At 62.0% G+C, this 12,888-nt stretch carries 12 protein-coding genes and 1 tRNA gene; 8 read left to right on the forward strand and 5 right to left on the reverse strand.

Features of this window, described 5'->3' with window-relative positions; genetic code table 11:
• Positions 1-371 precede the first annotated feature (371 nt).
• From EDF57_RS00645 to EDF57_RS00655, 3 genes are all read left to right on the forward strand, one after another.
• On the forward strand, positions 372-689 hold the full coding sequence (locus EDF57_RS00645) for a 2Fe-2S iron-sulfur cluster-binding protein (protein ID WP_134092753.1): 318 nt from the start codon (positions 372-374) through the stop codon (positions 687-689).
• A gap of 56 nt (positions 690-745) precedes the next feature.
• The gene (locus tag EDF57_RS00650) at positions 746-2,353 is read left to right on the forward strand and encodes a cytochrome P450 (RefSeq protein WP_134092754.1); all 1,608 of its coding nucleotides are present in this window, start codon (positions 746-748) and stop codon (positions 2,351-2,353) included.
• A 195-nt stretch (positions 2,354-2,548) separates the two neighbouring features.
• Positions 2,549-5,035 carry a TonB-dependent receptor gene (locus EDF57_RS00655; protein ID WP_166675156.1) on the forward strand — a complete coding sequence of 829 codons (2,487 nt, stop codon included), beginning with the start codon at positions 2,549-2,551 and terminating at the stop codon, positions 5,033-5,035.
• 215 nt (positions 5,036-5,250) lie between these two features.
• On the opposite strand, the gene EDF57_RS00660 is transcribed toward EDF57_RS00655, so the two are convergent.
• Positions 5,251-5,874, reverse strand: coding sequence for a TetR/AcrR family transcriptional regulator (locus EDF57_RS00660; protein ID WP_134092756.1), 624 nt, complete (start codon positions 5,872-5,874; stop codon positions 5,251-5,253).
• On the opposite strand from EDF57_RS00660, the gene EDF57_RS00665 reads away from it, so the two are divergent.
• The gene (locus EDF57_RS00665; RefSeq protein ID WP_243840815.1) at positions 5,858-6,325 is read left to right on the forward strand and encodes a hypothetical protein; all 468 of its coding nucleotides are present in this window, start codon (positions 5,858-5,860) and stop codon (positions 6,323-6,325) included. The two genes, EDF57_RS00660 and EDF57_RS00665, sit on opposite strands and share 17 nt — an antisense overlap.
• A gap of 224 nt (positions 6,326-6,549) precedes the next feature.
• Here the strand turns inward: EDF57_RS00665 and EDF57_RS00670 are convergent.
• Both EDF57_RS00670 and yghU read right to left on the reverse strand, forming a co-directional pair.
• Positions 6,550-6,624: transfer RNA gene (locus tag EDF57_RS00670), tRNA-Gln, on the reverse strand.
• Between the two features lie 86 nt (positions 6,625-6,710).
• Entirely contained in the window at positions 6,711-7,559 is an 849-nt protein-coding gene (gene yghU, locus EDF57_RS00675; protein ID WP_134092757.1) for a glutathione-dependent disulfide-bond oxidoreductase, read from the reverse strand.
• Positions 7,560-7,765: 206 nt separating this feature from the next.
• Between yghU and EDF57_RS00680 the strand changes: the two genes are divergently transcribed.
• The gene (locus EDF57_RS00680; protein ID WP_134092758.1) at positions 7,766-8,383 is read left to right on the forward strand and encodes a TetR/AcrR family transcriptional regulator; all 618 of its coding nucleotides are present in this window, start codon (positions 7,766-7,768) and stop codon (positions 8,381-8,383) included.
• A gap of 87 nt (positions 8,384-8,470) precedes the next feature.
• Here the strand turns inward: EDF57_RS00680 and EDF57_RS00685 are convergent, their stop codons facing one another.
• Together EDF57_RS00685 and EDF57_RS00690 are read right to left on the reverse strand one after the other, a co-directional pair.
• Positions 8,471-9,571, reverse strand: coding sequence for a branched-chain amino acid aminotransferase (locus EDF57_RS00685; protein ID WP_132262351.1), 1,101 nt, complete (start codon positions 9,569-9,571; stop codon positions 8,471-8,473).
• An 887-nt stretch (positions 9,572-10,458) separates the two neighbouring features.
• Positions 10,459-11,019, reverse strand: a complete 561-nt coding sequence (locus tag EDF57_RS00690; protein ID WP_134092759.1) for a hypothetical protein — start codon at positions 11,017-11,019, stop codon at positions 10,459-10,461.
• Between the two features lie 152 nt (positions 11,020-11,171).
• Between EDF57_RS00690 and EDF57_RS00695 the strand changes: the two genes are divergently transcribed.
• From EDF57_RS00695 to EDF57_RS00705, 3 genes are all read left to right on the forward strand, one after another.
• On the forward strand, positions 11,172-11,882 hold the full coding sequence (locus EDF57_RS00695) for a TlyA family RNA methyltransferase (protein ID WP_207912838.1): 711 nt from the start codon (positions 11,172-11,174) through the stop codon (positions 11,880-11,882).
• A 93-nt stretch (positions 11,883-11,975) separates the two neighbouring features.
• The gene (locus EDF57_RS00700; protein WP_132262356.1) at positions 11,976-12,530 is read left to right on the forward strand and encodes a TspO/MBR family protein; all 555 of its coding nucleotides are present in this window, start codon (positions 11,976-11,978) and stop codon (positions 12,528-12,530) included.
• A 61-nt stretch (positions 12,531-12,591) separates the two neighbouring features.
• Positions 12,592-12,840, forward strand: a complete 249-nt coding sequence (locus tag EDF57_RS00705; RefSeq protein WP_134092760.1) for an accessory factor UbiK family protein — start codon at positions 12,592-12,594, stop codon at positions 12,838-12,840.
• Positions 12,841-12,888: the final 48 nt, after the last annotated feature.

Below are 12,888 nucleotides of genomic sequence, written 5' to 3' on the forward strand. Positions count from 1 at the left end.
ACAATGTGTCGCGTATAAATTGCGGGTGCAGACTGTCAAGCCGGTCAGACCGATGCGAAGCGCCCGTACTACCGCGTTATTTCATATGACCGGGTTTCGTTATCCAGATGTCCTGGCTGGCCCGGCGCGTGGCCGGAATAACGCCGCGGCGATCAAACCCGTGAAGCGGACCGCGAACGCGATCTTACAGCCAGCCCTGTCCCGGAATACGGGTTGACGCTCTCCGGCCGCTGGATGTATGCGCCACTGTATCGCATAAAATGACGTGCCGCTTTTGGGCGTCCACTGTCCGGCCGGGCAGCATCAAGCCGCCGACGGCGGAAGTCTCATCCAAGAGCGCACAACAAGCCAAACCTGGAGAGTGCTGAGAAATGGCATCAATCACCGTCATAGGGGCATCCGGAGAGGAACGAGTTCTCCGCGCAAATCCCGGACAGACCGTCATGGAAGTCATCCGCGACGCCGGCTTCGACGAGCTGCTGGCGCTATGCGGCGGATGTTGCTCGTGCGCGACCTGCCATGTGCACATCGAAGCCGGCCCCACCGATGCTCTTGCGGCGATGAGTGAGGACGAGAACGACCTCCTGGACTCGTCCAGCCATCGCGGCAGCCAGTCACGCCTTTCATGTCAGCTCCAGATTACTGACGCTCTCGACGGACTTCGCGTGAAGATCGCCCCTGACGATTGATCAGACATACAATATTCGCCGGCGAAAAGTGCGGGCACGAAGCAGGAGTGGGACACATGACTGAACTGGCAGATCGGGATTACTTCACCGACCACGAAATCCTCGTCGATCCTTACGCATATTTCGAAGCGGTGAGGGGCAAGGGCAGAGTCTATCAGCCCGAGGGCAAGGACTATCTGATGGTGATGGGTTTTGAAGAAACCCTGGAAATCATGCGCAATTCGGAGGATTTTTCGGCGATCATCGGTTTGCAGGGCGCCTCGGCGCCGCTGCCGTTCACGCCGCATGGGCCTGACATCACGGCACAGATCGAGGCGCATCGCGGCGAATTTCACGGTGGCGACTTGCTGGTCAATCTGGACGACAATGCGCACGTGCAGTTGCGCGCGCTCGTCAACCGGCTGTTCACACCCTCGCGGCTCAAGGCGAACGAGGAATTTATCCAGGCCTTCTCGGACGAGCTGGTGCGTGACGCGGTGGCGAATGGCGGCGTCGAACTGGTCAGGACGATCGCGACGCCTTTCGTCACGCTGGTGATTGCCGACCTTCTGGGCATCCCGGCCGAGGACCGGCAGAAGTTCATGGACATCATTCAGGATGCGCCGCCTCCCGGCAATCTCGACGGCGAACTTGATCTCAATGCCGAAGATCATCCGTTCATGATCATGGGCGGCTATTTCGCTCAATACGTCGCCGAACGGCGTGCCGACCCGAAGCAGGATATTCTCTCCGAGCTGGCGAATGCCGTCTATCCCGATGGCACGCTTCCCGACGAGATGGCCATCGTCAAGCTTGGCATGTTCATGTTCGGCGCGGGCCAGGATACGAGCGCGAAGCTTCTCGGCAATGCGATGCGCTACATCGTGGATCAGCCTGGCCTGCAGGACAAGCTGCGTGCCGATCCCAAGCTTGTTCCGGCGCTGATCGAGGAAGTTCTGCGGCTTGAGGGTTCGACCAAGCAGACGGCCCGTCTTGCGCGCCGTGACACGAAGATCGGCGATATTCCGGTACCGGCGGGGACCAAGATCATGCTGTCGATCGCAGCAGCGAACCGCGACCCTGCGCGCTGGGAAGATCCCCAGGCTTTCAAGCTCGATCGGCCGAAAATCCGCGAGCACGTTGCCTTCGGGCGCAGCGCCCATACTTGCGCAGGCGCGCCGCTTGCGCGGGTGGAAGTGCGGATCATTCTGGAGAAATTGCTCCAGTACACTGCCGACATCGATCTCGATGCCGAAGTGCATGGTCCGCGCGGAGCGCGCAAGCTGGACTTCGAGCCGAGTTTCATCATTCGCGGGCTTTCGGAACTTCACCTCAAGCTGACACCGGCAGCGGGGGTCGATCTTTCGCCTGGCGGCTCGCCCATGATCCAGAAGTCGGTACCGGCAGCCAGCGCGAGGGCGGTGCCGCCAGCGCCAGTTTCGGGGCCAGTCTCGGTGCCGGTCGCCGGGTACTCCACCGCCTCAACCAAGCTGGCAAAGCTATTGTCCGATCCCGGGGCCAAGGCGGTGCTCGATCAGCACTTTCCCGGGATAACCGCAGACAAGCGGATCGGTATGGCGAAGTCGATGACCCTGCGCGCGATTCAGAAGTTCGCGCCCGGCCAGTTTACCGACGAAGCGCTTGATGCCGTCGATCGGGATCTGGCCCTGCTGCCGGTAGATTGACCCTGCCATAGAGAAGCGGGGCCGGGGGAATCTCACGGGGTTTCCGCCGGCTCGTTTCCAATGGCCCGACGCGCCCACTTCGCCAGAGCGAACGGATGATCCGAATCCAGCAAACGGATTGACCAATGCGATAGTGTGGCGCACAAAAATCAGAATAAAAAAATCGATAGGGAAGGGGATTCGATGCGTAGGAAAATGGCGCTGACGCTCGTGGGAGCGAGCACGCTGGCTATGGCCGTGCCGGCGATCGCTCGGCAGGACCAAACGGCCGCACCGCCTGACCCCACCGACGCATCAGTGGCAAACGAAATCATCGTTCAAGCCCGTCGCCGTGATGAAAGCCTGCAGGATGTGCCACTGGTGGTGAATGCCATCACCTCGGAGGCGATTTCCAAGTTGAACATCCGCAATTTCACCGAGATCAGTTCGGTCGTTCCGGGTCTTCAACTGACGCCCAACGCCAACGGCATCGGGACTTCCTCATCACTTCGCGGCGTCAATCACGACGTCAATGTGAGCGCCGAAAACGGCACGATTCAGTATTATCGCAACGATGCGCCGGTACCGTCGAATTTCGTCATGCAGACGATGTACGACGTAGGGCAGATCGAAGTGCTGCGGGGGCCGCAGGGCACGTTGCGCGGCCGGTCGACGCCATCGGGTTCAGTCACCGTAACCACGCGAGCGCCCGACCTGGTCGAAGCGGGTGGCTATCTTGCCGGAACGCTCGGTTCGGCTGGGGCGGCCAATTTCAATGGCGCCCTGAACATTCCTGTCATTTCGGATGTGCTGGGCGTGCGCGTGGCAGGCATTCACAGCAAGGATCGCGGTAACCGCGTGACCAGCCTGAATAGTGATGAGAAGCCTGGCAGCGAGACCAATGCAATTCGGGCGGCTGTCCGCTTCGAACCGACGCAGTGGCTTCGCCTGGGCTTCCTGTACGAAGCGATGCAGACTGACGGCACGCGCTTTGACCAGGTGCGATCCGTCAGCGGGTACGATCCCGACTATGTGCCGACGACCGGTGCACCCGAATATGGCAATATCGGCTTGAGCGACCGGCTGTCGGTTCAGTCCCGCCCGAGTACAACTCAGCAGAAGTTCCAGTTCTACAACTGGAATGCGGAAGTCGACGTACTGGGCCAGCGCCTCATTTACGTCGGCTCGGCTACTTCCCAGAAGTATCACAGCTATGGCGTCCGCGATCTTGCGAATTTCTTCCCGGATCTCGAAATTGCGCAGATTGCGGACACCAAGGGAACGACAAGCAGCCATGAGGTGCGCTTGCAGAACCTTGACCGGGTAGCCGGGCTGTTCGACTACGTCGTCGGATACTTCCACTATCAGGTACCTTCGCAGACCAACCTCCACGATCTCAGTATCACTCAGCTTCGACTGGCCGGCCTCGGTATTCCCATCGCCGCCCCAAGCGTGACCGACACGCCGATCTACATTGCAAAGGGGACGCCCAAGGAAGACTCGTTCTTCGGTAACCTGACATTCCATCTCACCGAATCCACCGAGCTTTCAGGCGGACTGCGGCGGATCCATTTCACGGATAACCGAGACGGCCTGTTCATCAGCTGCACGCCCGACATGTATGCCGCCGGCGGTTGCACGCGCCAGAACGGTACGGAATCGGACGTCAGCGAGAACACCACGATCTACAGCGCAAGCATCAAGCATCGTTTCACGCCGGGGCTCATGGTCTATGCCTCCACCGGCAGCTCGTGGCGCCCACCGGTTGTGGCCATCGGCGATTTCACGCATGCCGAATACACGGCGAACGAAGTCGCGCATATCTCGCTGCCTTCGGAAAGCTCGAAGTCTTACGAGGTCGGCTTGAAATCGGATTGGTTCGACCGCCGGTTGCAGTTCAACCTGACCGCCTATCACCAGGACTACAAGAATTACCCTTATCGAGCGGGCGGTGCCGGTATTGCCTATATCGACATCAACTCGGCGGGCGCCCCGACGATCGGCAACTTCAATTTCGTAAGCGCGGTTCCGATCAAGGTGAACGGGATAGAGGCCGAACTGGCATTCACGCCAACACCGCGCTGGAATCTTGGTGCAACTCTCAACTTCGCTCGCAGCCGGATCGGCAATGCTCTGCTGGCCTGCACGGATGCGCTCAACAACCAGACCGGCGCTGTCGGCTCTGACGGCATTCCCGATACTGTTACGCCCACCCTGGCGCAAATGCAGCAGGCTTACAGCGGCGAACGCGTGGCGCAGTGTCCGGGCGGCGGTCAATCGGCTACCTTCCAGCCCGAGTGGTCGGGTGTATTCAGGGCCGAGTATACTTTGCCGGTCGGCAACAAGATGGATGGTTATCTGCGAGGACTGTTCAGTTGGAAGGGTAAATCCAAGACGGACCCGAACAACGCGTTCGACGACGTCAAGGCTTACGGCCTGTTGAACCTGTTCGGCGGTCTGCGATCGCCGGACGGGGCCTGGGAAGTGTCTGTCTACGCCAAGAACATATTCGATACGACGAAGCTCGTCAGTCAGGATGACCGCGCCCAGTTCACCTCCGTCACCGACGTCTTTCTCAGGCCGCCGACCTTCAGTGTATCGGGTATCGGATCGACGGTTTACTCCAGCCGCTATGCGGGTGTTTCGGTTACCGCTCCTCGCGAATTCGGAGTGACTTTCCGGGCAGCAATCGGCTCGCGTTAAATGATTTCCGAGCGGAAGGGCTTTGGGTTTTCCAGGCCCCGGCCCTTTCGACTTCGGATAGTGTCGCTCTCGCTTGGGAGTGACGTCTCCGACTAGAAACGATGCCGGGCAGGGAGGATCCGCGATCGATCTTCGAGATTTGGTCTCTGCAAAGCACCGTCACCTCAAGCAACGAGCCTGGGAACCGAGCACCGATCCTAGGATCGATGTATGCCTCAATCGGGCGCCATGATCGAAGTCGAAAGGAGCCTGTAGAGGATCTTGGCGATTTCAGAGACGCTGTAGGCATCTTCCGGTTGGCCAACCCACCAAGCAAGCGTTTCGGCGATAAGCGAGGCAGCGCAGATCGTTCCAAGCTCGGTAGGGAGCCAGGCGTTGATGGGCTGTTCCTCTTTTGCCACGACCATGGATACGCGAAGCCATTCCTCGCGCATGGCACCGCCGGCTCCGCCGTTGAGGAGGATGGACCAGAGCGCGCGGTGGTCGGCAACGTAGCCGCACAAGGCTTGAAACCCAGCCTCGTAGCTTTCCGCATCGCGGATGGAGAGCGTCAATCGGTTGAGATGCGCGATCTCGTCTTTCGCGATGGCGCTGAGCAGGGCTTCCTTGGTCTCATGATGGCGAAAGAACGTGGCGTAATGGACCTTGGCTTCAGCGCAGATGTCACGAACGGTGATCTGATCGAAGGGCTTGCGCTGCAGCAATGCCAGCATGGCTTCCTGCAGCGCCTTGCCCGATCGCACGGCGCGGGCATGCGTGGATCTTGATGATGCCAGCGGCCCGGCTTTATGCGATGCTGTGTCGCTCAACTTGCGATTCGGTTTGCTGTTCTCGGCCATCCTGTCGTGTGTGACGCAAGATCGCTGGTCAACGCAAGCACTGCCGGCCGACCCTGACAGCCCTCAAAGGGTCAAAGGGACGTTCGAAGCAGCAAAGTGCAAAATCACTGAAGAGAGGACTGCCAATATGCTTCGTAAATTTCTACTCGCCGCAACGTTTGCGGCTGCCATCACGGCGCCGCTATCGGTCAATGCGGCCGAGCCCGCAGCTATCTCCGCTCCGGCAGCAGCCTTGTCGACTTCAACGACCTCTATCGGGACCTTGCTAGACAATCCCACGACCAAGGCCATTGTCACGAAGTATCTCCCGGATCTTGTGAGTAACCCACAAATCGAGATGGCGCGGGGTATGACGCTGAAGCAGATTCAATCGTACTCATCCGACACGGTCACGGATGAAGTCCTCGAAAAGATCGATGCAGAACTCGCGAAGCTGCCCGTACAAAAGTGATCCCATCAAGCCTCCGGCCACTGCGTGACCGGAGGCTGTCCCAAACGGAATGCTACGCGGGAGATTCATGGGAAGGCTTCGACGGAGGGGCCAGGGCGGTGAGCAATTGATCGGTCAGCATGATCGACACTCCGGCCTTGCCGTCGCGGATCTAAAACCTGCCTGGTCCAGTTTGCTGCTTCTGAGACCCTCGGACCCGTGTTGGTCGAAATGGGTCAAAATACTGGCTGGGGCGGCAGGATTCGAACCTGCGAATGCCGGTACCAAAAACCGGTGCCTTACCACTTGGCGACGCCCCAGCAGGGATTGCGCGCTTAGCGGCTAAAGCCGGCGCTGAAAAGCCCTTATCGAGCACTTTTCCCGCGCGGGCTTTATGGGGAAGCGATCAGCCCTTCAGCACGGTGTCGATATCCGCGGCACTGTGGCGTTCGCGGACGAAGCCGTCGCCCTTGCGATTGACGATGCGGCCGCGCTGGACCGCCTCGCGGGCGCCGACTTCCTCGCCCCAGCGGATCAGGTTTGTATAGCTAGGAACGTCCAGGAAGCGCGCCGCATCGCCATAGGCATCGCCTCGCACGAAGCTGCCGAACCAGCCATAAGCGGCGATATCGGCGATGGTGTAGCTATCGCCCGCCAGGTATCGCGTTTCGCCGAGGCGCTTGTCGGCCACGTCGAACAGGCGCTTGGTTTCCATGGCATAGCGATTGATCGGATATTCGTATTTCTCCGGGGCATAGGCATAGAAGTGCCCGAAGCCGCCGCCGATCAGCGGAGCCGTGGACATCTGCCACATCAGCCAGGACAGACACTCTGCGCGCTCGGGATAAGCGGCCGGCACGAACTTCCCGAACTTTTCCGCGAGGTAGAGCAGGATCGCACCCGATTCGAACACGCGGACCGGCGATGCGCCCGAGCAATCCAGAAGAGCGGGAATCTTCGAGTTCGGATTGACCGACACGAAGCCCGAACCGAACTGGTCGCCTTCGCCGATGTCGATCAGCCAGGCGTCGTACTCCGCCTCGGCCACGCCTGCTGCCAGCAATTCTTCCAGCATGATCGTGACCTTCTGCCCATTGGGAGTACCCAGCGAGTAGAGTTGCAGCGGATGCTCACCGCGTGGCAGGTCCTTCTCATGCGTGGCGCCGGAGATGGGCCGGTTGATGCTGGCCCATTCCCCGCCATTGCCCTTGTCCCAGGTCCAGACGGCGGGCGGCGTGTAGGTAAGGTCGGCCATGAGCAACTCCTTGATGTGTCGGGCGCACATCTAGGAAGCGCCCCAAGGCACGACAAGGCCGCCGGTCAATTCGCTTCGGTAATGGGCAGCAGGCGACATATTCACCGGAAGAGACCTCGACTTTTCGCGAATGTCATTTTAAATCAATTGCCTAGAGTGATATTGCGGCCTTATCCGGTCGCGCCGGGAAGACAGGCAGGAAGCGAATGAGCAAGACGATCGACGCGCCGGCAGCTCCATTGGGCAGGCGTCAGCCCACGCGTCGCCGCAACAAGGGCTTCGAGGAAACCCACGCGCTGCTGATCGATACGGCGATCCGTCTCATGTCGGAAAAGGGCACGGAGGCGCTGTCGCTGTCGGAAGTGGCGCGCGAGGCGGGTGTGAACCGCACGACCGTCTATTATCATTTCGAAAGCCGCGAGGCGCTGCTCACGGCGGTGCGGGCGTGGTCGGCCAACCAGCTGGCCGCGGCTTTCGCGCCTTCGGACACCATGGAAAACCGCACGCGCTTCATCACGCGCTTCGTGATCGAAAAACCGGAAGTGATCGCGCTCTGGACCGAGGAATTCCTGGCGCCCGGGCGGGCGGCGGAACGCTATCCACATTGGGAGGCGCTTGTCGAAGGCCTGCGCGGCGAGTTCAGCGACGATGAGGATCTGGATGCCGAGGCCTTCGCCACGTTCCTGCTGACCTGGGCGATGATCGGACCGCGGGTCTATCGCAACAGCGTGCGGCCCGATCTCTCGCTGGACGAAACGATCGAGCGGCTGACCCGGACCCAGATCGCCATGCTGCGGCGTATCGGGGTGACGCCGGGTCGCTGAGGGCAGGCGAAATCGGCGGGGTGTGGAAAGCGGAGTCCGGAGGCTAACCCCCGGACTCCCGCATTATCGGCCGTCAGATGGCGGCGATCAGGAAACCTTGCGGATCCAGCCGTGAGTATCGGCAGCTTCGCCGCGCTGGATCGACACGAGCCGGTTCTTCAGCTTGGCCGTGAGCTGGCCGGGGCCGCCGGAGCCGATGGTGAATTCACCGTCGCGGCCCGAAACCTTGCCGACCGAGGTGACCACGGCTGCCGTACCGCAGGCGAAGGTTTCGATCAGCTTACCGGAATTGGCATCGTCGCGCCACTGGTCGAGGCTGTACTTGCCTTCCTCGACCTTGAGGCCTTCCTCGCGCGCAAGCTGGAGCAGGCTGTCGCGGGTGATCCCGGGGAGGATCGTGCCGGTGAGGGCCGGGGTGAGCAGCGTGCCGTCCTCGAACACGAAATAGAGGTTCATGCCGCCCAGCTCTTCGATCCACTTGTGCTCGGCGGCGTCGAGGAAGACGACCTGGTCGTGGCCGCGCGAGATGGCTTCGGCCTGGGGCACCAGGCTGGCGGCGTAGTTGCCGCCGCACTTGGCCGCGCCCGTGCCGCCGGGGGCCGCGCGGGTGTAGTCGGAAACCCAGATCGAGACGGCCGGAGCGCCGGACTTGAAGTAGTTGCCCGCCGGGCTGGCGATCACGATGAACTTGTACTGCTTGGCCGGGCGCACGCCGAGGAAGGCCTCGGTGGCGATCATGAACGGACGCAAGTAGAGCGAGGCGCCTTCGCCGGCCGGGATCCACGCGCGGTCGATCTTCACGAGGCGTTCGATCGCCTCGACGAACAGCGCTTCGGGAAGTTCCGGCATCGCGAGTCGCTGGGCCGACTGGTTGAAACGGGCGGCGTTCGCTTCGGGGCGGAACAGCGCGACCGATCCATCGGCCTGGACGTAGGCCTTGAGGCCCTCGAAGATTTCCTGGGCGTAGTGCAGCACAGAAGCGGCCGGATCGAGCGCGATCGGCTGGCGCGGTCCGACGACGGCATCGTGCCAGCCCTGACCTTCGGTCCACTCCACGGTCACCATGTGGTCGGAGAAGTTCGTGCCGAATCCGGGGTTGGCAAGCACGGCCTCACGTTGCTCCGCGCTGGCGGGCGAAGGGTGGGGCAGGGTGGTGAAAGTCAGGCCGGCATCGGCGAGGGTCGCCATCGAACTAGTCCTCTTGTGTGCGTTTCCGGAGCGCGTTGAACGAAAATTACGCCCAAGGCAACCGAAAAGTAATTTTGATACGCGTGCAAGGCGCTTTACTGCCCGGGGAAAGCGGTAAAGCGCGAAAGTCCGGGTGTCCGATGGACGTCCAGACTTACCGTGTCTCTGCCTTAGCTTCGGGAAACGCTGGAGGGCCAGCGGGAAATTCGCTTTTTGGCATTCAGGCCGGTCAAGTCTGAGCCAGGAGAGCGATGCCGAGCTTACGATCCGCGGCGGGATGTTGCTGGCAGTCGTGCGGCTGGCAGACGTTCAAATGAGAAGGGCCGCCCCGGTTGCCCGGTGCGGCCCTTCGCATGGTCAGCGGCCGGGAAGTGCCGCCAGCGAAAGCCTTTATCGCTTCATCAAGATTTAGCGATAATGCCTCGCGACGGAAATTGCCGACCTCTCTGCTGAACCATGAGACATCGGATCACCTCCTTTCGCGCTGTTAAGCCAGGGTTGCCACCTTGGATCTTGCACCGAGGCAGCTGGACTTCAGTAACTCCCGGGCGCGTTTCCCAGGTCCCGCCGTCCTGTGAAATTTGTGTCCGATTCCGCAGCGCACAACAAGCCTTGCAATCATCTTTTTTGCGGTCATTATCGAGGCTTCGGGCTAGTTTTCCCCAGCCTGGATGCCCTGTCGAAGGGCCGTTTCTGGGGGCTGAAAACTGCGGCCTGCAACCTTCTGAAATCGCCGCAAAACCTCTTCGAATCGCGAGGAATTCCTGCCTCAGTGGGCGGATGATTCCCGGTCACTTGTGCGCACAAGTCTGGTTCCTGCGCGGCAAGCCGCGCGGCCGTCCCGTGCCGAAGGACGCGCTTCGACACGGGACGGCCGAATCCTGCGGTCAGCGGCAGTCTTCGATGACCCTGGAAATTTCCGTCCAGCTTGGAATGTAGAGTGGCTGCATGCCCTGCGCCTGGACCGCGAAACGGCCGCGGCTGAAGGCCATCGAATCGAGCAGCCGGTCGCGCGCGGGCAAGTCCACCTGGACCCCGCCGCTGACGGGATGGGCGGCAACGGCCCGAGTCGTGTCGGATGTGGTGATCGAAAGGGAAACGGGGCCGGCCGAAGTGCCGCTGCGGAACAGGGATATGGTGGAGGAGGCGCGATTGCAGCGGATGCCGAAAATGCCGTCGGCAAAGCTGGCTATTCCCGGACTGGTGATGCGCCAGTCGCCCGGCGTTGCGGGAGAATCGCGCCAGTCGGCGGGTGGCGGCGGCGGGGCCGGGGGCGGCGGGGCGGCCGGCGTCGGTGCCGGGCGTGGGGCCTGGACGGGGGGCTTGGCTGCCGGAACGCAAGCTGCGACAAGCACCAGCGCGGTCAGCGAAGCGGCTGTCAGCACCTTGCGGGGCAACTTGCGGGAGAACGAAAGGGCGTCGGTGCGCCGGCGCGGATTTGCCTTCATTCCCCCGGTATGGAATGAGGCGCGGCTCATCTCAAGTGTGCAAAGCCATGACCGACCCGTCCGAACCCCGCCCCGTCGATAAGAAAGCAGGCGCCGCGCCGCGCCAAGCGACTCGTCCAGCGCCCCGCATAGCCAAGTCCCGCGTCGATCAGATGCTGGTGGATCGGGGCCTGGCGGAGAGCCGCACCCGGGCGCAGGCGCTGGTGCTGGCAGGGCTGGTCTTTACCGGCGAAACCAAGGTGGCCAAGCCGGGTCAGAGCTTGAAGGCCGACGCGCCGCTGGAAGTGCGCGGGCGCGACCATCCCTGGGTTTCGCGCGGCGGAATCAAGCTGGCGCATGCCATCGAGCATTTCGATCTCGACCCCACCGGCGCGGTCGCGATGGACATCGGCAGTTCGACCGGCGGCTTCACCGACGTGCTGCTGACTCACGGCGCCGAACGCGTGTTTGCCGTGGATTCGGGCACTAACCAGCTCGCCTGGAAGCTGCGTCAGGATCCGCGCGTCACCGTACTGGAGCAGACCAGCGCGCGAATCCTGACCCCCGAGCAGATCGACGCGCCGTGCAACTGGGTGGTCTGCGACGCCAGCTTCATCGGTCTGTCCAAAGTGCTGGAAGTCCCGCTTCGCCTCGCGGCGCGCGAATGCCGTCTGGTCGCCCTTATCAAGCCGCAGTTCGAAGTGGGCCGCGGCGAAGTGGGGAAGGGCGGCGTGGTGCGCGAACCGGCGCTTCATGAGCGGGTCTGCGCCGAAGTCCGCGAATGGCTGGAGGCCGATGACTGGGTGATCCAGGGCATCGTCGAAAGCCCGATCAAGGGGCCGGAAGGCAACGTCGAGTTTCTCGTTTCGGCACTGCGGGGATGATTTTCCCGGCGGCGAGCGATTGCACCGGCGGCAAGCTCGTTACACAACCCGCGCATCTTCGTGGTTTATCCTGATTCGGGAGTTGTTAAGGGAATGAACCTGATTGCCTCGTCCGGCCAGTTGCGCGCCAGCCTGCTGCGCTGGGCGCTCGTGCTCGTTCCTCTGGTCGTGCTGCTGGGCTTCGTTTCCGGCCGCGTGGCGCAGAGCGGGCCGGGCAATCCCTGGTTCGACGCCCTGGTGAAGCCCGGCATCTACCCGCCCCCGATCACGTTCCCGGTCGTCTGGACCGTGCTCTACGTGCTGATGGGCTTAGCCCTTGCGATGATCTGCGCGGCGCGCGGCGCGCATGGGCGGGGACTGGCGGTGGTCGCCTTCGCCGTGCAGTTCGCGCTCAATCTCGCCTGGAGCCCCGTTTTCTTCGGCGCGCACCGAATGACGACCGGCCTGATCGTGATCGGCCTGCTCGACCTGGCCGTCCTGGTGACGATCGTTCTTTTCGCGCGAATCCGGCCCGTCGCGGCACTGCTGCTCGTGCCTTACCTCGCCTGGATCTGCTTCGCGACTTATCTCAACTACGCCTTCCTCCAGGCCAATCCCGCGCTCGACGGTGCGGAAGGGCCACGCGCAGTCGAGCGTTTCGAGATCTGAACGGTCCGGAAATTCGCCGGAAGCTCTTGCGCGCCTCCGCGCAAAATACCAAATAGGCGCCATGCAAAGCGAAAACCCCTTCGTCGCCGATTTCGTCAAGATGATGAACAGTGCTGCCGGCACGCTCGCAGGCGTCGGCCGCGAAGCCCGCGACAGCGCGCGCGAGCGCTTCAAGGAACTCATGGGCGACATGGACTATGTCACGCGTGAGGAGTTCGAGGCCGTGAAGGAACTCGCCGCCACCGCGCGCGGCGAAGTGGAAACGCTCAAGGCGCGCATCGACGCGCTCGAAGGCAAGTCGGGCCAGTAAAAGGCCTGGGTGACACCATTCTGGAAACAGGCATAAAGCGCGGGGGAA

Source organism: Novosphingobium sp. PhB55, from assembly GCF_004368805.1.
Classification (GTDB): domain Bacteria; phylum Pseudomonadota; class Alphaproteobacteria; order Sphingomonadales; family Sphingomonadaceae; genus Novosphingobium.